The organism is Microbulbifer maximicatervae (SeqCode) (genome assembly GCF_052467695.1).
Window position 1 is genome coordinate 3,170,457 of sequence record NZ_CP174320.1, and the last position, 20,669, is coordinate 3,191,125.

Consider the following 20,669-nt stretch of genomic DNA (forward strand, 5'->3'; position numbering starts at 1 on the left):
ATGGCGTCAACGGAAGAGGATATTCGCATCCCTATCGCCTACCTCGAGCGACTGCTCGAAGAGGCGACCAAACACGGGTGTGATCGCAAGGAGCTTTTGGCTTCTGTCGATATCGATGAGTCTGAATTGCAGGGCGTATCCGCATTTTCAGCAGTGAAGTATGGCCGCTTGTACCAGCGCGTGATGTGGCTGGCGCAAAATGAGTGGTTTGGCATGCTTAGCGGTGGAAGGGTCCGTTCCGGGTCTTTTCGCTTGTTGTGTCTGGCGGTGGTGAATTGTGCAACCCTCCGCCAGGCGATTACGCTCTGTGCCGAATTTATGGAAATCTGCCGAGGTTTTAAGGTGAAGCCGGTACTCGGAGAAGGTGGCCATGGGCGCGAGCGGGTTGAAATTTGCGGGATCAGTTCGCTGGGCAAGGGCGAATTTGAGCAGCTGCTGAATAACACGAGCCCCAGTGTGGTGCGTACAACTCTAGCGGTTTGGCACAGGTTTTATTGCTGGCTGGCAGGGCGGGAGATTCCGCTGGCCAGGTTGCACTTCTCATTTGCTTGCCCGGAAGAGTTTCGCAGTCTCGCGCAAAGCGAGGCTAATGAGTTGTTATTTGAGCAACCGTTTAATGCGCTCGAATACGATACCCGCTACCTGGAATACCCTGTGGTGCAAAGCCCGCAGATGGTCGAGGACTTTATTCGCACCGCTCCTTACCACCTGGTGATCAGCGACGGCAGTGCCAATAGTATCAAAACCAAAGTAAAAACCATTTTGAACCGGGATGTGAGCGAGTCCATGCCCGCCGCTGAGGCGGTGGCGGAGAGACTCAATATGTCGGTCACCACGTTGCGACGTCGCCTGCAGCAGGAGGGTACCTCCTACCAGAAGCTCAAAGACGAATGTCGGATGGAAGCGGCTTTTCACTACCTCAGCTGCCCGGATCTTTCCAATGGGCAGATCGCAGAGATGCTTGGGTTCGATGAATCCAGTGCTTTCTTCCGCGCCTTCAAAAAATGGACGGGAATTACGCCAGGCGAGTATCGCCGGGGTGGTCGCGCCGCAGCTGGCCTGGATATTTGACTGGGCCAGTCACCTTTTTTCATCCTCTCGCCTCGATTTGTCACCGCTTTGGACGGGTTTGGCCATAGAGGGGGCTGCTCGCTTACTACTATGATGAACCAATCTTAGAAATTAGTCATAAATATGACTGGATGGTTTTGCCTCCGGTCCCAAACATAAGCGAATTGAGGTTATCAGGATGACCGATATCAAAATGCCACTGCGTGATTTGCGTTTCGTAATGCGCGAGATGCTGGACTCAGAAAAGCATTATGAGTCACTTGGATATGAGGAGGCTACTCCTGATGTCGTGGATGCCATCCTGGAAGAGGGTGCAAAGTTTTGTGAAAACGTTATTGCACCGCTGAACCAAATTGGCGACCAGCAAGGTTGCACCTGGAAAGACGGTGAAGTTACTACCCCGGAAGGCTTTAAAGAAGCCTACCAGCAGTTTGTAGAGGGTGGCTGGGCTGCGCTGCCCCACGATCCTGAGTACGGTGGCCAGGGCCTGCCGCCCTCGCTCGGTACTATTATGAGCGAGATGGTTGGCACCGCCAACTGGTCCTGGGGCATGTACCCCGGTTTGTCCCACGGTGCCATGAACACCCTGGAAGAGCACGGTACTGAAGAGCAGAAGCAGGTTTACCTGACCAAGCTGGTTGAAGGTAGCTGGACTGGCACTATGTGTCTGACCGAGCCTCACTGCGGTACCGATCTGGGTATTCTGCGCACCAAGGCCGAGCCGAATGACGATGGCTCCTACGCGATTACCGGCACCAAGATCTTTATCTCCGCCGGTGAGCACGACATGACTGACAATATTGTTCATATCGTACTCGCCCGCCTGCCAGACGCACCTGCTGGCACCAAGGGTATCTCCCTGTTTATCGTACCCAAGTTCCTGCCGAACGCTGACGGCTCTGCCGGTGAGCGCAACGGTGTGGTATGTGGTTCCCTCGAGCACAAAATGGGTATTCACGGCAACGCCACTGCAGTGCTGAACTTTGACGGTGCTAAAGGCTTCCTAATCGGCGAGCAGAATAAAGGCCTGAGCTATATGTTCACCTTTATGAACACTGCGCGCCTGGGCACTGCTCTGCAAGGCCTGGCTCACTCCGAGATCGGTTTCCAGAAGTCCCTGGCTTATGCAAAAGATCGCCTGCAAATGCGTTCTCTGTCCGGCGTGAAAAACCCGGAAGGCCCGGCTGACCCGATTATTGTTCACCCTGACGTGCGCCGCATGCTGATGACCCAGAAAGCCTTCTCCGAAGGTGGTCGTATGCTGGTTGTTAAGTGTGCACAGCTGGTTGATATCACTCACAAAGGCGATGCTGATGCGAAGAAAGCCGCTGACGATATGCTGGCGTTCCTGACGCCGATTGCAAAAGCATTTTTAACGGAAGCTGGTTTCGAATCTGCCAACCTGGGTATGCAGTGTTTCGGTGGTCACGGCTATATTGCCGAGTGGGGTGTGGAGCAGAACGTACGTGATTCGCGTATCTCCACAATCTATGAAGGCACCACTGGTATTCAGGCTCTGGACTTGTTGGGCCGTAAGGTTCTGATGACCCAGGGCGAATTGCTGCGCGGTTTCACCAAGCAGGTTCACAAATTCTGCCAGGCGGAAATTGATAACGAAGCACTGGCGCCTTTCGTTGCTAAGTTGCAAGAGCTGAACAAGCAGTGGGGAGACCTGACCTTGCACGTTGGCGGCAAAGCTATGGAAAACCCAGATGAAGTAGGTGCTGCTTCTGTAGATTACCTGATGTTCTCCGGTTACACCGTGCTGGCCTTCCTGTGGGCGCAGGCGGCTAAAGTTGCCAATGAAAAACTGGCAGCGGGCACTGGAGAAGAAGATTTCTACAAGGCGAAAATTACTACCGCGCGTTTCTTCTTCGAGCGTATCCTTCCTCGCACTTCCAGCCACGCAACGTCCATGTTGAGTGGAGCAGGCAACTTGATGGAATTGGATGCCGAGCATTTTGCATTCTGATCCCGCTCTGAAATGAAAACCGCCGGCAAATGCCGGCGGTTTTTTTGTGAGTAACAAAGCGGCTTAAACGGAGAATTTCCGATGCAATTGCCGGATTCGGTTCAAGAGCGCCTGTATCACTTAGCTTGTTCGTACCCGCTGGCTCGGGTACAGTTCCGGCTGCCAGATGCCTGTGACTTCTATGTTTATGTCACCGAAGTATCTAAAAATTACAAAGTGATTTCCGAATTTGGTCAGACTGATAATCCAGAACTAACATTGGAAATGGAAAACAGCACTCTCAGTGCTATATTGGACGGTCAATTAAGTGGGCGTCACGCCTTCCTTTTGGGGGATGTTCAATATTCTGGAAATCGCGAGTTGGCCGCAGCATTGGCAGGTTTATTTCCTGCGAATAGTGAAGAGGGAGATCGGTAAAGAAAGGTTTTAAACCCTTCTTTTTCACCGTCTCAAAGATACTACAAACAATAAATAAATTCTCGCTCGCCCAGAGATATGGCAGCTTTCGCCTATGGAGACGGAAGGTGTGGGCAAGCGACGACAACAATCAGGAATGGGAGAAGAGAGTTGGACATTGATCGCAGCATACTTGATGTCTTTAAAGGCGCTTGCGCCAAATTCGGTGACCGGCCGGCTTTCACATGCCTGGGGCGTACACTTTCAATCAATGATATTGACACGCTAAGTGGAAAATTCGCCTCTTATTTACAAAATCATACCGACTTGAAGCCCGGCGATCGCATCGCTGTCCAGCTGCCCAACGTGCTGCAGTACCCGGTAGTTGTTTTTGGTGCACTGCGCGCAGGTTTGGTTGTAGTAAATACCAATCCGCTGTACACGCAGCGCGAGCTTAAGCATCAGCTGAATGATTCAGGGGCCAAGGCACTGATCGTACTGGCGAATATTGCCGATACCGCTGCTGCCGTGGTTGCTGAAACTGATGTAAAGCAAGTTATTGTTACCGAAATTGCGGATCTGCACAGCCCGCTGAAACGTACCTTGATCAACAGTGTGGCGAAGTACGTTAAGAAAATGGTGCCTGAATTTTCTTTTGCCAATGAAGTTCGTTTCCGCGATGCCATGGCAAAAGGTGCTGAGCGTCCACATAAGGATGTTGAGCGCACTAAAGAAGATATTGCGGTTTTACAATATACCGGCGGTACCACTGGAGTTGCCAAGGGTGCAATGCTGACTAATGGCAACCTAGTTGCCAACATGGAGCAGGTGCGTATTGCCTTTGCCAATGGCATGAAAGAGGGCGAGGAGTTCTATATTGCACCTTTGCCGCTTTATCATATCTACGCATTTACCATCCACTGTATGTGCCTTTTCTCCACGGGTAACCATTCGCTATTAGTACCTAACCCGCGCGATATCCCGGGTTTTGTGAAGATGTTGAAAGGCCTGCGTTTCACAGGGTTTGTTGGGCTCAACACCCTATTTAATGGGTTGATGCGCAACAAGGATTTTGCTGAGCTGGACTTTAGCAAATTGCACTCGACAGCTTCTGGTGGTATGGCGTTAACTCGCGATACGGCTAAGCGTTGGGAGGAAATGACCGGCTGCATTGTTATGGAAGGTTACGGTATGACCGAGACTTCCCCGGTTGTTTCATTTAACCCGGCTGATGGTGTGCAACTGGGTACAGTGGGCGTTCCGGTTCCCGGTACCGAGGTTAAGGTTGTCGATGAAAATGGCAATGACCTGCCGAATAACTCCCCTGGTGAGTTGTGTGTACGTGGGCCGCAGGTGATGAAAGGTTATTGGCAGCGCCCGGAAGCGACTGCGGATACTATCGATAGTGAAGGTTGGTTGAATACCGGTGATATGGCCGTTATTCAGGATGACGGTTACATCAAAATTGTGGATCGCAAGAAGGACATGATTATTGTGTCCGGCTTCAATGTATATCCCAATGAAATTGAAGATGTGATCAGCGCGCATTCGAAGGTCACTGAAGCTGCCGCTATCGGTATCCCGGATGAGAAAAGTGGTGAGCAGGTGAAGCTCTTCCTGGTGAAGGCTGATCCATCTTTGACTGAAGATGAAGTTGTCGCCTACTGCCGTGAGCATATGACGGCTTATAAAGTGCCGAAGCATGTGGAGTTCCGTGAGGACTTACCCAAAACTAATGTGGGCAAAATCTTGCGCCGTGAACTTCGCGATGAAGAGTTGAAAAAGCTTGAGGCTACTAGCGCTGCTTAAGTCGCTATTTAGCTAAAGAGTTCAACCGCTTAAAAGGCCCTGCTGGAGACAGTGGGGCTTTTTTATTGGTTTCGATTCAGGGAGATGCACCTGCAGCTAATGCAGGGTTGATGTTTGGGGGGGGGAGGTTGGTGGCACCGAGGAGGTACCACCAAGGAAAAACGGGATATTTATCCTGCTTAGTTATTTGCGGCTTTCGGCACTGGCGTCGCGAATAGCGCGGAACTCATTGCCTTCATACCAGTTGGGCCAGTCGCGGCTGTTTGCCAGCTTCAGGCCCAATTGCAGGCCCAGCTGCAAATTCATAGCGGCGCCTTTCAGGTTCCAGTTGGGGTCGTACTCATCTCCCGGCTTGTGGTAGTGCTGGCTGAGATATTCCTTGTCCTTGGATTGTGCCCACTCCCGGCCGTGCTCATGGTTTTCGCTACCGGAATCAAAATACAGCATTGGCACGCCTTCTTTTGCCAGGCTGAAATGATCTGAGCGATAGAAGTAGCCGCGTTCCGGGTGCTCTTCAGCAGCCAGATAGCGGCCCTGCTTTTTGGCGGCTGCTTCTAAGAGATTTTCCAGCTCGCTGCTGCCGAAGCCTACGACGGTGATGTCTTTGGTGGGGCCCAAGACATTCATAGCGTCGAAGTTAAAGCCGGCAACCGTCTTTTCCAGAGGTTCAACTGGGTTGGCGGCATAGTATTTGGAGCCGAGTAAACCGGACTCTTCAGCAGTTACTGCGACGAATACCAGGGAGCGATCAGCTTGATCCTCTTTTACTGCTTGGGCTGCAAGAGCAAGTAGTCCAGCGGTACCGGTGGCATTGTCCACTGCGCCATTGAAGATATGGTCTTCACCAGAAGCATTTCGGTTGACCCCTAAGTGGTCCCAGTGGGCAGTGTAAACAATGGTTTCATCTGCGTACTTTTTGCCGGGTAACTTAGCAATAACATTGCGAGAGTTGGACTTCTCAAGGCTGTTGCTGAGTTCGATGCTGGCTTTGAGTTCCAGTGACTTAGGCTTGAATCCCGATGCTTTTGCCGCTGCCATTTCTTCGGCCAAATCGAGACCTGCTGCCTGGAACAGATCCTTCGCTGCCTGGTTAGTGATCCAGGCCTCAATCGCCACGCGATCGATATTCTTGTTTTCTGCTTCAAGGCTTACCTGGGCGCCAGACCAGGAGCCGCTCACTACTTCCCAAGGGTAACCGGCAGCGCCATTCTCATGGATAATAATGGCCCCTGCGGCGCCCTGACGGGCAGCTTCTTCAAACTTGTAGCTCCAGCGACCATAGTAGGTCATGGCATTGCCGTTAAATAGAGCCTCATCTTGGGTGGCATAGCCGGGGTCATTTACCAGAATGACTGCGGTTTTGCCCTCCATATCCAGACCTGCGTAGTCATTCCAGTTGTTTTCTGGAGCTACGATGCCGTAACCGACAAAAACCAATTCGCTTTCATTAAGGCTGGATGCACTGGTTTGGCGCTGGGTAAACGCGACCATATCGTCAATCGGTTTTAGAACTTGGCCCACACCTTCGCCCTGAATAGTAAGGGGGGTGGATTGAATATCCATCTCTACAATGGGGACTTCCTGGAACCAGCTGGGGTTACCTTCGGAGTCTACGGCACCAGGGGTAAGTCCGAGCGCCTTAAATTGCTCTGCCAGATAGTTTACCGTCAGCTCCTCACCTTTACTGGCGGGAGCGCGGCCTTCGAATTCATCGGAGGCCAATACGGCGACATGCTTGTGCAGGTCGGCAGCGACAGTATCAATTTGAGCCTTCTCAGCGGCTCCTAGATCGAGCTTTTCAGTGCTGTGCTCGATATGTTCTTTATGGGAGTGCGCTTGTGAGCTGACTTCTTCGTTGCCCTTGCTACAACCGCTGATAACACCGCCGATGGCCATAGCCAAGCCAAGGCGGCGCCAGGTGGTAGGAATTCGCATAATTTTGTCCTGACAGTCTTGTTAGGAGGCAGATTATGCCTGATCTTGTCTTAACTAACGACATATCAGCGATCAGTGGAGAGTAGAGTGTGGCTGGGCCCAGAGCTATATTCCCGTTTTGGTAATTTAGTTGAATATGGTGACAGGGTTTGTGTTTGAGAGGTTTCAATAAAACTCGCCTTGGATAGGAGGCTCGGGCTTAGCCTCCTATCCAGCCTAAATCCTCAAGTCGAGATTTTTGAGGTTAATTGTGCTGCCACTGGCCCTCAGTTATCTGGTCCTGATAGTTAATCCATACCTTGTCATAGCCAGTGGTTTCCTTGGCGCTTTTAAGGGCTTGGTTGTCCTGGCTATTGGTGGGGGCGGAAAACACGTAGTCATTGCCCAGTGCTTGGCACACCCCGGCACCATAAGAGAATGGGCCTGTTGAGGCGCTGACCAGCCAGCTACCGTCAGCCGTGTTCTTACATGCGAAGCTATATTGGTTGCTGCAGTTGGCATCATTCCAGCGCCCGTTGCCCCACTGCATAGCGCAATCCTCATTGTTCAAGTTATTTGGCTCATTCTGATCCCATGACCAAATAGCTGCAGCGATGCGGCCATCGGTCGTATTCATATTATCGAGGTTGATTATGTTGTGGCCTATAGCAAAGCCATTGCGCACATCGTCGGCTGTGATTCGTTCAATACCACCGCTAAAAATTTCTCCTATAGTGCCAATAGTGGTGCTGTCTTCCCACACTCGACCGATTTCCCCTAATCCGGTGAAGGCCATGTTCTTCATGTCACCATTTCCAGAGCAGCCGCTATCTTTCCACACGACGACTTGTTTCCCTGCAGCAAGCACATCATTTTTTGTAAGGCTGCTGGGAATACTCTGGCAGCCGCCACTGTAGAAAATCTTATCCCCGAATCGATCGGTTATTTGGTTGTAGAGATCTTGATGGCGCCCATCAGAGTGGTCCTCGATATATAAAATGATGACTTCGTCCTGATTGGCGCTGTCATTTAGCCAGTCCTTTATTTCGTTAAATCCTTCAGTCGCATACTTATCATTGATACTGCAGAGACCATGGCACAGAAGTAATCTTTTTGGGTAGGAAAAAAGGCTCTCCATTTTCGTTGTCCAATGGACATCCAGCTCTATAAAGCGAGCTCCCATGCGCAATTGATCTTTTATGGAATGCTCCTGTTGAGGGTCCAGGTAGCGGCATCCCACTGAGAAGTTACAGGCGCGATACACTTCTGAGTTGTAAGAATTGTGTGTCCCCAAAATATTGTTTTCACTCATGGGAGTGTGGTTGTCTATTTGACGCTGTAGATCCAAGGCTGTGCCTGTCCAGCTGTTTTGGAAATCAGAAATGCTATCGGCCCAAAGGGGGGGAGAGGCGAAGGAAAGTACAAATAGAATCGATAGGATCATCTGTCTGATAGTGTGTTTCATTATTTTTCTCCGGACTGAGTAGATACGCTACCTTTGCAGTAGACGCTAGTGAATATTTTTTAATTTTTATTGGTGTGCGGTGCCTTAAGGTACCGTCTTATTATTTTTGCTTTTTACTACGAATTGGACTTTTTTGTCTATGTGATGAGGGTTGGTTTCTTGTTGTTTTCTGGCGACATCATAATTCTATTGTTAATGGATGGATTGTGTAGCTCTCTCAGCAATAAATGCCGATAAATTATTCAGGATCTTTCCTTGCTTTAATTAACAAGCTACATAAGGGGAATTATGCGACTAATGAATAAGTGGGTTGTTTTGCTTGGCTCCTTTCCAGCCACCTTTATATTGGGGTTGGACTACACCATTGTCAGTATTGCACTGCCGACAATCCAGCAAAGTTTAGGTGCATCCTTTATTCAAACCCAGTGGGTTATGAATATATTTATGTTGATGCTATGTATCCTGATGGCCAGTATGGGGAGATTGGGGGATATTGTGGGCTCCCTGAAGATGCTCAATATTGGATGGGTATTACTTGCAGTTAGCTCCCTTTTCGCGGGATTGGCTGAGGATCCACTTTGGTTAATTGTCTGGCGGGCCTTTCAAGGTGTCTCCATTGCCATAATCGTGCCGAATAATATTGCTTTGCTGTCCCACACTTTTGTAGAAAAAGAAGCCGGATTTGCAATGGGATGGTGGATGTCGGTATTGGCTGTCGGCTTTGCTCTTGGTCCGGTGTTGGGTGGGGTCCTATGTGAGTATTTGTCTTGGAGGTCGATCTTTTTTATTAATATCCCCTTTGTGCTGGTCAGCATGGTGTTTGGCCTTTTTGTAATGCGGAGCCCGCAAAATTTAGATAAAGAAAAAAGTTATATTGACTGGCGTGGAATGATACTTCTTGCGCTTAGTGTGGGTTCGCTAGTGGTGTTAGTAGTTGAAGGGGCGCAAGTGGGTTGGTTGAGCTGGCCGATACTGTTGTTATTGGTTATTTCTATATTGAGTTTTATTGCCCTTTTTCGTGTTGAGCGAAAACTGGAGCAACCGTTGATCCATTTTGCCTATTTTAAGAATTCGCTATTTTCCGCTTGTGTTTTAACCAATTTTAGTTTGTTGATATTTCTCATTTCTGCTTTCTTTTTATTACCATTTTATTTGCATGTTGTGCGTCAGGATACAACGGTAATGTCCGGCTTGATTTTGCTCCCTATTACCTTGGTGATGGCTTTGGTATCTCCTGTGGCGGGCAGAATGGCAGCTAATTCCGCACCTGCGGCTCCAATCTTAATTGGTGTCATATGTATTTTGATTGCGGCAATCGTAATGACACAATTCTCAGTGGATACCAATTTTTCGACGCTTTTGCTGGCTTTTATACCTTTCGGTGTGGCTTGGGGGGTTGTATTTAGTGCGACAGCCCCAATCGCTATTGGCGCTTTGCCGCCTAATAGTGCAGGAATAGCAACCGGAATGTTGTGGGGCATACAAAATATAGGCGCAGCACTTGGTTTGGCTGTGGTGGGTACTGTATTCCGGATAATGGAAAAACAGAGTTTGCTAAATCAATTGCAGGAAAGTGGGGTGCAGATTACCAGTGCACTGGAAAAATATATCGATGCATTGCTGATTAATCCTGAAAGGATAGAGCGTGGCGCAATGGGGGTGTCTGCTGCTCTGCACGGTCGCATCGCTAACATGTTTAATGAGGCTTTTGCCCAGGCTTTCCAGTCGGTGATGTGGGGGTTGGTTGTATTTACTTTTCTTTTGTTGGTTGCTGTAGCTGTATTATTGAAAAAATCACAGTGTAAGAAGGAAAGTTAGAAATGTTATTTTAATGGTCTCTGCAAGCTTTGAAATATAGAGGCTGTCCTGTGATTTTTGGCTCAAAAATATACGCCTACTCGGTTTTTATAAATCAATAATTACAATAAGAAAAGTTTCTCTAAAACTGGGCTGCCGTTTGAAACAGCCCAGCTCAAATTAATTTCTCTTGTTGGTAACGGTAATTTGGTTCACCGTATAGAGATTATTTGAGTGTTTTTAACACTTCGCGAATTGGGAAAAGAATATCGCGAGCGAGTTGTTGGCTTCGCGCCGGGGACCAACCTTCGATCAAGTCGGGCAGGTCATCATTGTCTTTAAACGGCATCTCCAATGTTAGAGCCAGGGTGCGGAATTGATGTCCAGCCCAGGCGGTACCAATTGTCAGATTTGCTTCGCCGGGTTTATCCAGCTCATATCCATGCTCCGTTTGGAAGTCGGGGCTGACGGCCTCATATGCTTGCTTAAATGTTTCTTCCAGCTTGGCGTGGCGCTCGTCATAGCCGGGAATGCCTTCACAAGCCGCAACAAAGTTATAGGGCAGGGCTTCATCACCATGAATATCCAGGAAGATATCCCCGCCTAGCTCCAGCATCTTCTCCCTGACTAAAAAGACTTCCGGGCTGCGCTCCATTGTGGGGTTGAGCCACTCACGGTTCAGGTTGGCGCCCGCAGCGTTAGTGCGCAGATGCCCGCGAACGCTGCCGTCGGGGTTCATATTGGGTACTACATAAAATACGGTATCTGCCAGCAAGCTTTGCGCAGTAGGATTGGCATGGTCGAGCAAGGTTTCCAGGAAGCCCTCAACAAACCATTCCGCCATGGTCTCTCCTGGGTGTTGACGGGCAATCATCCAAACACGATGTTTTGCGGTGTCGGCGTTGCCAACCGTGAGCATGGTCATATCGCGCTCATCAAGGGTTTTACCTAGAGTTTGCAGTTTGACCAGGTCGTGGCTCTGCGCCCAAGCGAGCAGGTCCAGGTGGCGTTCCCAGGAGTAGGGGGCAAAATAGGCGAGATAGATGCTGGGTTCATCCAGGGTTACAGTGAAGTCCAGGGTATTGCCGTCGTAGTTGGCGCCAATTCTGAACCAATTTTGACGATCGTAAGAGGCACAGATGCGGTAGTTTTCCCAGCCTTCCGGGTAGGCGGATTTGCCGGCATTAACGATGCGCAAGGGATAGCTGGTGCCAATATCGCCTTCCAGGCGAAAGTGAAACCATTGGTAGAAGTCAGAATTGTTGTCCTGACGGATTGCTAGCTCTATTGGATTGCTGTCGGTATTGATAACTTCGATATTGCCGCTGTCAAAGGCGCTGCTGATATACATGTAGAGAGCTCCACTCTTGTTCTTGGGCGCAGGATACAGCGGTAGGGGGAATTTTCCAGGAAGAAAGGTAGGGGATCTCGCCAATTTTGGGTGCGATAGGACGAAATCTCCTTTATTTAGTGAAATAGAAAAGCACGGCATCGATAAGGATACCGTGCTTTAGCCAATCCCTGGCGGCACCTACTACGACTACTGCTCCCTGAAATTTCCGGTGTCGGACCCCAGGCGACTGCTTACTGCCCGGTCAGATCACAAGTGCGTCACTCCACACTGTCAGAAATTAGTAAATCTCCTTAACATCCCGCAGCAAGTGCTGGTTAAAGTTTAGGCAATCGGGCCTGTTTGATGTTGTACGAACGTTTCGATCGGCGTAAATTTGATGATCTTTTTGTCTCAGGGCTATCTGACGTGAATTTGTACAGATAGAGAATAGATCCCATGGCATTAGTGGGAATAGAAAGAACAAGTAATAGCTCCGCATAGGGGGCTTTCGTGAGAGGTGACACCATGAATAGAGTGATTAAACGAAGTGTCGTGGCATCCGCTGCGCTTGTAACAGTGATGAATCTGAGCGCCTGCGGCTATTTCCTGTACCCGGAGCGCAAAGGGCAGGCGGGTGGGCGAGTTGATCCTGCGGTCGTAATCTTGGACGGCGCAGGCCTGCTATTTGGCCTGCTGCCGGGCATAGTGGCCTTCGCTGTCGATATTACCAATGGCACTATTTATTTGCCGCCAGGTCACAGCTCTGTGTTTGATCGCCATTTAAGCAGTACTGACCAGGGGGCACCTGCGGAGGTTACAGACGAAGAGGGGCAGGTCTGGATCCGACTTCCGGTGGAGGGCGTCGATGAGAATACCCGACTAGAAGTACTCAGTGATCAGTTATCAGGGATAACAGGGCAGCAAGTAGAGGCTGAAGATATTGTTTGGTTACAGGACTCAGCCGAGCTTCGTGCAGTAAGCCGTTTCCAGGCTGCGTCTCGCTAGTTTTTCCTAGCTCTGAGCGCCTCGGGAGCTAGGCTCCCGAGCTTCAGCTGTTGAAGAGACCTTTCAGGTGGCTGCGCCAAAGGTGGTAAGTCCCTCAAGGGCCAAGGGGATAACGCTTGCAGCAAGCAACAATCCCATAGCAATGTTAAAGCTTCGCAAGTAGCGTGGTTCAGTCAGGAACCGTTTTAGCCCAACGCCAAAGAATAGCCAAATGGCAACACAAGGCCCGCCAATGGTGATAAATGCCAGTGCAACCTTAACAACTCCCGACCATATTTCTGTGCCGGGACTGGTGAAAGCAGCCAGTGCTCCAGTGGCCATAATCCAGCCTTTGGGATTGATCCACTGAAAAGCCATCGCCTGGGTAAAGCTCAGGGGTTGGCTTGAATTTCCAGAACCCATTTCCCGGGTCGAACCAATTATCCATGCCAGGTAGAGTAAATAGGCAATGCCTGCCCAGCGAATAACTTCATGCAGAAAAGGGAAGTGATTGAAGGCGGTTCCCAGTCCCAAGCCAATGGCAACCACCATGGCGGGAAATCCCAGCCAAATTCCCAGTAGGTGAGGTGTTGAACTGTAGATGCCGTGATTGAGCCCTGAGGACATAATCATCAGGTTATTAGGGCCCGGTGTAATACTGGCTGAGAAAGCAAAAAGGGCGATTGGCAAAAGAGATTCAATCACAGGTGTACCAGAGGAAAAGGCGACTTCATGCTAATATGCGCGCGAATAATGGGTATCACAAGTGAAATTTATAGACAGCCATTGCCACTTTGATTTTGAGGCTTTTTCACTGGACCGGGATCAGGTGTGGCAAAGATGTCTCAATGCCGGAATAGATAGGGTCATTATCCCCGGCGTTTGCGAGGCTCAGTGGCAGTCGTTGGGCGCTCTGGTATCGGAACAGCCCGGTTGGATGATGGCTGCTGGTGTTCACCCTTGGTGGGTGAAGAAAATCCCGCAAGATTCCCGCTGGCGGGAAAATCTGATGGAGTTGGGAGTACGGCTTAGTGAGAGCCTTGAGAAATACTCATGTGTCGCTGTTGGAGAGTGTGGCTTGGATGCCTCTATCGGCACTGACTTGAATAAGCAGGAAGATATTCTCAAGCTTCATTTGGAGATTGCTAGTAACCATGAACTGCCGATTATTCTGCATGTTCACCGGGCCCACAATGAACTCCTGAGGCTGTTAAAGCAATTCAAGCTCCCGCGGAGAGGTGTGATCCACGCTTTCAGTGGCAGTGAGCAAATGGCGCAAGAGTACTGGAAGCGCGGCTTCTATCTGGGTATCGGTGGAACAATTACTTACCCACGGGCAGCGAAAACCCAACGGGCTGTGTCACGTGCGCCGCTGGAGAGTTTACTGCTTGAGTCGGACGCCCCGGATATGCCTCTTTCAGGTCAGCAGGGTATGCGTAATAGCCCTGAAAACCTTTCTAAAATTGCACAAGCACTGGCTGATTTACGGGGAGTTTCCGTGCGGGAAATCGCCAATGCTACCTGTCGAAATACTGAGAAGTTATTTTCCCTATGAGTTTTTCCGCTGAATCATTCAGGCAGTCATTTCCCCTCTTTGCTCAAGAGGAGAATAAGGAGTTGGTATACCTGGATAATGCTGCAACGACGCAGAAACCAGAGAAAGTGATTAATGCTGTACGCGATTACTATGTGCACAGCAATGCCAATACGCACCGCTCTAGTCACCGTCTAGCCCGTAAGGCTACAGAGATGGTGGAGCGAGTGCGTCGCCAAGCGGCACAATTTGTTAATGCTGCCAGCACAAGGGAAATTGTATTTTGTCGCGGTGCTACTGAGGCATTGAATTTGTTGGCGCACAGCCTGTGTAGTGAGTTGCAGGCTGGGGACGAAATTGTCATCTCAACAGCGGAGCACCATGCAAATATTATCCCTTGGCAGATGGCGGCCAAGCGATTCAATTTGAGTTTGCGCTATGTACCCCATGTAGCGGGTGTCCCGGAATTTGATCGCCTGGGAGAAGTGCTGAATGAGCGCACAAGAATTGTATCCCTGACCGGCGGTTCCAACGCACTCGGATTGCGTCCGGACCTGGCTGCGGTGAGGCAATTGTTGCGCAGAAAGCACTTGATGTGGATTGTTGATGGCGCCCAGTTGGCAGCTCATGAAGTGATTGATGTGCAGAAAATTGGCTGTGATTTTTTTGTTTCCTCAGCACATAAGTTTTATGGCCCGTCAGGAATTGGTTTTTTATACGGTAGGGAAACACTTTTGGAATCTATGCCGCCATGGCTGGGTGGTGGAGAAATGATCTCCGACGTTGAACTTGAAACGAGTCATTATGCAGGCTTGCCGCACAAATTTGAGGCAGGCACTTCTCCGCTGGCGGCAATAGCGGGTCTTGGAGCGGCACTGGAATTTCTTGAGCAGCAAGATAGGGTCGCAATAGCGGCGCATGAGCAGAAATTGGTGCGATGGATACATCGCGAACTGATAGCGTCCCCCAATTTTAGAGTTATCAGCCAAGTGCGCCACAATCTGGGTATTGTCTCTTTTGTGCCTATTCATGGTAGCGCTGCCGATTTAATGCACTGGCTGGACGAGCGCGATATTGCAGTGAGAGTAGGCCATCACTGTGCACAATTGTTAGGTAAAGAGAGCGGTGATTTGGTGACGGTCCGAGCCTCAGTCGCAGCCTACAATACCGATAGTGATATTCAGGCTTTTTTGCAGGCCCTGGAAGAGTATTGTGAGATCCAGAAGTCAATTGAACAGGGGGATAGTATTCAGAGTGATGAATGGGCCAGGGATGATTTTTCCTCGTTATTGCTAGAGAGTTTGGTTTCCCAGCGCAACTGGCAGGGACGTTATAGAGAATTAATGCTGTGGAGTAAAACTATTGCCCGAAAGCCCGAGATACGTACCGAAGAAAACCTGGTGCGGGGTTGTGAGTCTGCAGCTTGGTTAGCGCACCGGACAGAGGGTGGTAGGCACTATTTTGGATTGGAAAGCGACAGCCGGGTTGTAAAAGGCCTGGGTGCGTTATTACTTTCACAAATTGATGGCCGCACGGCTACTGAGATTCGAGAGAGAGATCTTTCTCTGTTATTTGCTGAGCTAGGACTCGGTAAGCACTTAAGTGAATCGCGCAGCAATGGTTTTTACGCATTGCTGCAACGTGCTTTGAATCTGGTGGAGCAGACCTCCCATTAACTTAACTGGAGCGGGGTATGGGGGCCTCCACCGCAATAGGCCTTATATTGGAAATAGGCTTTAAACCAAACAGCGGCCGTAAAACTGGATTTCTTCGGATGATAAATTCATATGAAGCCCAGCAGCCGAAAATAGTGATTAATAATACTAGCAAGGGCTCCAGGATGGGCCCCAGAGCGAGTTGCCCCAATTGATACACAGCGATTACGGTAATGGTTTGATGGAGGATATACCAGGGATAAACCGCTTCAGTGGCATAGGGTAACCAACGGAATTGCTTATTGAGAAATCGATAAGCGCAGGCTAAAACAGCCAGGAGCCATACCCATCGATTTGTATAGATAACAATAAAAAGCAGTATTTTCTGCGCGGGAATACTGTTATCAGGTAGTACTCGATCAAATAATAGATATAGGGCGAAAGTGAGGGGCGCTGCAATAATCAAGCGATTGCGCAGCCTTGCCAGTATTTCCCAGGGAGCGTTACTGCTGACCAGCAAGTAGCCGCAGAAGAAATAAGTAAAAAATCTGGCATGGGTGTACCAGTCGTCGACGACGGCATAGTTTATTCCACCAAAGCGCGGAAATAGGACCAGGCCGTACACCATCATAGGCACAAGCGGTAGAATTAGCAGTTGCCAAGATTTAATATTCTCCATGAATCGGCCCAGCCACCGTTGGTGTTTAAACCACAGGGCTAGAGGAATAAGGGCCAGGGTGTAGCATGCCAGATAGGGTAGATACCACAGGTGGTTCCAGGTCAGGCCAAACTCACTTCCAGCAAAGGCATTTTCTGGCCAGGGGCTGAACGAGAAGTACTTCAGCAGGAAAGATAAGTATCCAGGCTCAATAATGCCGTTGCTTAGCGCTTCATAGTAGGCCTGGGGTGGAACCACCACCAGCATTCCAAATGCCAGCGGAATCAATAGCTGCTTCATTCTTCTCAGTAAGTAACCCCCAGTGCCCAGCTTGTGGAAGAGAAAATAGCTGGCTGCACCTGAAATCAGGAACAACAACGGCATCCGCCACTGGTTAACCGCTAGCATTACCAGTTGTAGTGGCTCGCTTTGGTAGCTGCTTTTTACATGCCACCCCCATTCCGCGACATAGGCCATTCCCAGGTGGTAGAGAATAAGTAGGCCAAAGGCTAGTACACGAAGGGCGTCAATATCGTGGCGTCTCTGTGTTATTGAATGCATAGGTTTCGTCGTTCGAGGCTGTTTTAGTCGCTTGCTATGCTCCCGTTAGTATTTGCCATTAGCTATCCCAAAGTGCCGATTTGTAGGGTATTAGGGGCCAGTGGTGGTTTTTGGGGGTGAATCGGGGGTAGACTGCCGATGAATTTTTATACTGGTTCAGGAGCAATGACGGTTCAGCAGTATTTGACGCACCGGCGACAGTTTGAGGTGGGGTTCTGGGTGTTGTTTTTTGTCGGCCAGTGGCTTGTTCAGTTCGCTTTGGCATACTTTGATCACCGCCGCTGGGGTTCTATTTTTCAGCCATGGGAATTTCTGGTGTGGGAGGGAACCAGTATCCTAATGATCGCAATCTTATTTCCGTTGATATTGCTTCTTGATCATTATTTTCCCCTGCGCAAGGGGATAGTTCGGCAGAACTTGGCCATACATTTATTTTTCACTTTGCCTTGGTCCTTGGTCCACGTTTCCGGCATGGTGTTTATGAGGACGGTCATTTACCACCTTAATGACGGTTCCTATAACTTTGGTAACTGGCCTGTAGAATTTTTCTATGAATATCTCAAAGATATTCAAACCTATGCCGCTCTTTTAAGCTCTGTTTATTTGTACCGCTTCTTATTGGTACGTTTGCAGGGTGAGGCGCGCTTACTAGAAGAGCCAGATGAGGGAGATGCTGCTGAGCCAGTAGAAAGGCCGGAGCGTCTTCTGGTGAAAAAGCTGGGAAAAGAATTTCTGGTTAATGTGCAGGATATCGAATGGGTGGAAGCTGCTGGCAACTATGTCAATCTGCACCTGGGCGATAGAATTTACCCCCTGAGAGAGACTATGACCAAGTTACTGGAGCGTTTGGATCCAGGGTCATTCGCTCGCATCCACCGCTCCTATATTGTGCGCTTGGACTCTATTGCGGAGATTGAACCCCTGGAGAGCGGTGATGCGCGTATTCACTTGGTTGGCGGCCAGCTGATCCCGGTGAGCAGGCGCTACCGCGATCAGCTGAGGGCTCAATTAACCCCGGCTTAGTTTTTTGCCTGGAGAAGTCGCTCGATGGCCCGGTTGGCGGCCAAAAACCCAAAGGTGCCGGTAATCATAGTTGCCGCACCAAAGCCGCCACTGCAGTCTAATTTAACACCGTCCTGCATAGCGCTCTTCTGCTGGCATACTTGCCCATCTGGCTGCGGGTATACCATTGCTTCAGTGGAAAAGATCGCATCGATGCCAAACTGGCGCTTGCGACTCTTCTGGAAGTTGTGAAAGCGGTATAGATGTTGGCGGACTTTTGCCAGCATCGGATCATTAATTGTACGGCCGAGATCGGCGCACTCAATGCGATCGGGGGAGCGCTTACCTCCTGCGGAACCAACCGTTATCAAGCGTATTTTTCGGGCTTTACAGTAAGCGATCAGGGCGGCTTTTACCCGTGCGGAGTCTATTGCATCAATCACCACATCGATAGGGTGTATATCAGGATTGATCAGCTCTGAGAAATTGTCATTAGCGATAAAGTCCTCTTCCGTATGAACTGTAATCTCCGGGTTAATCTGCCGTAGGCGCTCTGCCATCACCTCGACCTTGATATGGCCTACAGTATCGGCGAGTGCGTGGCTCTGACGATTGGTATTGGTGATGCAGACGTCATCCAAGTCTATTAGCGTCAACTGGCCAATGCCGCTTCGCGCCAAGGCCTCTGCGGTCCAGCTCCCTACGCCACCAATACCGATCACCAATATGTGAGCAGAGGATAAAATTTCGAGGGCCTTATCGCCATACAGGCGAGCAATGCCGCCAAATCGCTGTAAATACTGGTCAGACAAGCTCATCTGGGGTCTCTTCAGGTACATCTTCCAAAAACCGCTGTTTGTCAGCGTCACACGGCAATAGGCAACTTTCCCGTTGACCAAACCAGCGATAGCGGTTTCGAGCAACCAAGTCGTAGAGCCAATCCCTTGCCGGGCGGGGAATGTAGCGCAAAATGGCCAATAAACGCCAGGGTTGTGGTAGGCGGCTGGCAATTCTCAGTGCCGCTTCACTTTTGTAAAAGGATTGGTAAGTGCCACCATGTCGTTCCAGCAAAATCATGGTCTGGTAAGTGTCCAGCGGCAGGTTCAGCTGTTTAAGGAAGTGCTGGCCTGCATTGGACTGCACTCGGCACAGGGTAAAGCGCTGCTCTCTGTCGCGCTTGAGTATTAGTTGACTCCAGCTATTGCACAGGTTGCAGATGCTATCAAACAGGATGATGTTGTTTGGCAATGACATTGGGGAAGGGGGGAACGCCGCGCGGCTGGCGGCGTTTCATATCATGGGATCAGTGCACGTGGCCGTGATCAACTTCTTCGGCAGTCGCTTCGCGTACAGAAACAACTTCAATTTCGAAGTGCAGCTCAACGCCGGCGAGGGGGTGGTTGCCATTGATAGTGACTTCGTCGCCGTCGATGTCGATAATTTCGACTTCAATCGGGTGACCTTCGGTGCTCTCTGCACGGAATGCCATTCCTACAGATAACTCTTCAACACCACCAAAGGCACTGCGCGGCATGGTTTGGATCAGCTCCGGGTTTTGCTCGCCGTAACCGTCTTCTGGTGCGATTACCGCAGTAAATTTATCACCGGGTGCCTTTTCCAGCATCTCGCGCTCAAGCCCAGGAATGATATTACCAACCCCTTGCAGATATTTGAGCGGCTCTCCATTGGCTGAGGAGTCAATGACTGTTCCGTCAGCATCTTTCAGGGTGTAGTGGATCTCCACAACTGTGTGGTTGGCAATCTTCATGAATAATCTCTGATATAAAAGAGTATGTGAATGAGCGCTTACCGCTGCGCAATAAAACGGGGGGTAAAGGCTGTGAAGCGCAATTGTATTGACAGGGCGGGCGCGCCGCAACTTGTGCGTGCGCGCCGCTGATAAAGATTAGCAAGCGATTGACAGGTCCTGCTCACAACCTCCATAGAGATTGGTTACGATCGCAACCAGTTGTGTGCTGAAGTCAGGGCGATAGCCCAACTCCAATAGGCGACCCTCGAAATACTCCAGCATTGAATCGAATAGCTCTGGGTTTAACCCCCTGGCTAAAAAACGGGCGCGACTACTCCGGTCTGGTTCCGGTGTAGATGACAACGCATGGCTCAAAAACTGAGCTTGACGACTTAATTGTTTGCGGAAATCACAAGTTTCGTAGGCTGAAAGGTGGTGGCTGAGAGCACCGTAAAATTCACTGACTGTACGGTTGACAAATTTAGCACCACCGACCTGATCCAACAGGCTTTCCATATCTCTCCCCCCGGTGAGCAGTTGGCACTGATTTAAAGTTTATCCGCAGAGCCGAAAAAGTATTTTGGTAACGAGAAGCACAATGTGCATTGGCTCAATGGCGGTACAACATTAATTGGTGACGAGCCTAAGACATATTCTTTCAGTATGCCAACTTGGTTTAAGAAAATTGTCATTCTGTTCGACAGGTTGTCACATATTGGGGGTTTATTTCGCCAAAGAAGAAAATCTATGTTTGCGCAAGTATTTTCT

General features: G+C 49.8%; 18 protein-coding genes. 9 read left to right on the forward strand and 9 right to left on the reverse strand.

The window, feature by feature from the left end:
- The 4 genes from ACJJI8_RS14055 to ACJJI8_RS14070 all read left to right on the forward strand — a co-directional run bounded on the left by ACJJI8_RS14055 (position 1) and on the right by ACJJI8_RS14070 (position 5,248).
- Positions 1-1,071 (forward strand): AraC family transcriptional regulator, encoded by a 1,071-nt coding sequence (locus ACJJI8_RS14055; protein ID WP_282933467.1) that lies wholly within the window; start codon positions 1-3, stop codon positions 1,069-1,071.
- Positions 1,072-1,249: 178 nt separating this feature from the next.
- A complete protein-coding gene (locus ACJJI8_RS14060; RefSeq protein WP_444932741.1) occupies positions 1,250-3,043 on the forward strand; it encodes an acyl-CoA dehydrogenase C-terminal domain-containing protein in 1,794 nt (597 codons plus the stop codon).
- 81 nt (positions 3,044-3,124) lie between these two features.
- Positions 3,125-3,460 carry an SCP2 sterol-binding domain-containing protein gene (locus tag ACJJI8_RS14065; protein WP_444932742.1) on the forward strand — a complete coding sequence of 112 codons (336 nt, stop codon included), beginning with the start codon at positions 3,125-3,127 and terminating at the stop codon, positions 3,458-3,460.
- 150 nt (positions 3,461-3,610) lie between these two features.
- On the forward strand, positions 3,611-5,248 hold the full coding sequence (locus tag ACJJI8_RS14070) for an AMP-binding protein (RefSeq protein WP_444932743.1): 1,638 nt from the start codon (positions 3,611-3,613) through the stop codon (positions 5,246-5,248).
- Between the two features lie 183 nt (positions 5,249-5,431).
- On the opposite strand, the gene ACJJI8_RS14075 is transcribed toward ACJJI8_RS14070, so the two are convergent.
- Both ACJJI8_RS14075 and ACJJI8_RS14080 read right to left on the reverse strand, forming a co-directional pair.
- Positions 5,432-7,183 carry a M28 family metallopeptidase gene (locus tag ACJJI8_RS14075; protein WP_444932744.1) on the reverse strand — a complete coding sequence of 584 codons (1,752 nt, stop codon included), beginning with the start codon at positions 7,181-7,183 and terminating at the stop codon, positions 5,432-5,434.
- 244 nt (positions 7,184-7,427) lie between these two features.
- Positions 7,428-8,627, reverse strand: a complete 1,200-nt coding sequence (locus ACJJI8_RS14080; RefSeq protein WP_444932745.1) for a phosphatidylinositol-specific phospholipase C domain-containing protein — start codon at positions 8,625-8,627, stop codon at positions 7,428-7,430.
- Positions 8,628-8,924: 297 nt separating this feature from the next.
- Between ACJJI8_RS14080 and ACJJI8_RS14085 the strand changes: the two genes are divergently transcribed.
- A complete protein-coding gene (locus ACJJI8_RS14085; protein ID WP_444932746.1) occupies positions 8,925-10,445 on the forward strand; it encodes an MFS transporter in 1,521 nt (506 codons plus the stop codon).
- 205 nt (positions 10,446-10,650) lie between these two features.
- Here ACJJI8_RS14085 and ACJJI8_RS14090 read toward each other — a convergent pair whose 3' ends face one another.
- Positions 10,651-11,775 carry a M14 family metallopeptidase gene (locus ACJJI8_RS14090; protein WP_444905787.1) on the reverse strand — a complete coding sequence of 375 codons (1,125 nt, stop codon included), beginning with the start codon at positions 11,773-11,775 and terminating at the stop codon, positions 10,651-10,653.
- Between the two features lie 507 nt (positions 11,776-12,282).
- Between ACJJI8_RS14090 and ACJJI8_RS14095 the strand changes: the two genes are divergently transcribed.
- Entirely contained in the window at positions 12,283-12,762 is a 480-nt protein-coding gene (locus ACJJI8_RS14095) for a hypothetical protein (RefSeq protein WP_444894346.1), read from the forward strand.
- Positions 12,763-12,825: 63 nt separating this feature from the next.
- Here ACJJI8_RS14095 and ACJJI8_RS14100 read toward each other — a convergent pair whose 3' ends face one another.
- Positions 12,826-13,446 (reverse strand): LysE family translocator, encoded by a 621-nt coding sequence (locus ACJJI8_RS14100; RefSeq protein ID WP_444932747.1) that lies wholly within the window; start codon positions 13,444-13,446, stop codon positions 12,826-12,828.
- A 61-nt stretch (positions 13,447-13,507) separates the two neighbouring features.
- Here ACJJI8_RS14100 and ACJJI8_RS14105 point away from each other — a divergent pair, with 61 nt between their 5' ends.
- A complete protein-coding gene (locus ACJJI8_RS14105; protein ID WP_444932748.1) occupies positions 13,508-14,296 on the forward strand; it encodes a TatD family hydrolase in 789 nt (262 codons plus the stop codon).
- Entirely contained in the window at positions 14,293-15,951 is a 1,659-nt protein-coding gene (locus ACJJI8_RS14110) for an aminotransferase class V-fold PLP-dependent enzyme (protein ID WP_444932749.1), read from the forward strand. The genes ACJJI8_RS14105 and ACJJI8_RS14110 overlap by 4 nt, the downstream gene beginning before the upstream one ends.
- Before the next feature lies 1 nt (position 15,952).
- Here the strand turns inward: ACJJI8_RS14110 and ACJJI8_RS14115 are convergent, their stop codons facing one another.
- Complete coding sequence (locus tag ACJJI8_RS14115; protein WP_444905782.1) at positions 15,953-17,149, reverse strand: acyltransferase family protein; 1,197 nt, start codon at positions 17,147-17,149, stop codon at positions 15,953-15,955.
- A gap of 138 nt (positions 17,150-17,287) precedes the next feature.
- Here ACJJI8_RS14115 and ACJJI8_RS14120 point away from each other — a divergent pair, with 138 nt between their 5' ends.
- Positions 17,288-18,172 (forward strand): LytR/AlgR family response regulator transcription factor, encoded by an 885-nt coding sequence (locus ACJJI8_RS14120; RefSeq protein ID WP_444912644.1) that lies wholly within the window; start codon positions 17,288-17,290, stop codon positions 18,170-18,172.
- On the opposite strand, the gene tcdA is transcribed toward ACJJI8_RS14120, so the two are convergent.
- The 4 genes from tcdA to ACJJI8_RS14140 all read right to left on the reverse strand — a co-directional run bounded on the left by tcdA (position 18,169) and on the right by ACJJI8_RS14140 (position 20,417).
- On the reverse strand, positions 18,169-18,969 hold the full coding sequence (gene tcdA, locus ACJJI8_RS14125) for a tRNA cyclic N6-threonylcarbamoyladenosine(37) synthase TcdA (protein WP_282933452.1): 801 nt from the start codon (positions 18,967-18,969) through the stop codon (positions 18,169-18,171). The genes ACJJI8_RS14120 and tcdA overlap by 4 nt on opposite strands.
- Entirely contained in the window at positions 18,956-19,405 is a 450-nt protein-coding gene (locus ACJJI8_RS14130; RefSeq protein WP_444894339.1) for a thiol-disulfide oxidoreductase DCC family protein, read from the reverse strand. The genes tcdA and ACJJI8_RS14130 overlap by 14 nt, the downstream gene beginning before the upstream one ends.
- A gap of 49 nt (positions 19,406-19,454) precedes the next feature.
- Positions 19,455-19,919 carry an FKBP-type peptidyl-prolyl cis-trans isomerase gene (locus ACJJI8_RS14135; protein ID WP_413665157.1) on the reverse strand — a complete coding sequence of 155 codons (465 nt, stop codon included), beginning with the start codon at positions 19,917-19,919 and terminating at the stop codon, positions 19,455-19,457.
- A 138-nt stretch (positions 19,920-20,057) separates the two neighbouring features.
- Positions 20,058-20,417 carry a hypothetical protein gene (locus tag ACJJI8_RS14140; protein ID WP_444896694.1) on the reverse strand — a complete coding sequence of 120 codons (360 nt, stop codon included), beginning with the start codon at positions 20,415-20,417 and terminating at the stop codon, positions 20,058-20,060.
- Between the last annotated feature and the right edge of the window lie 252 nt (positions 20,418-20,669).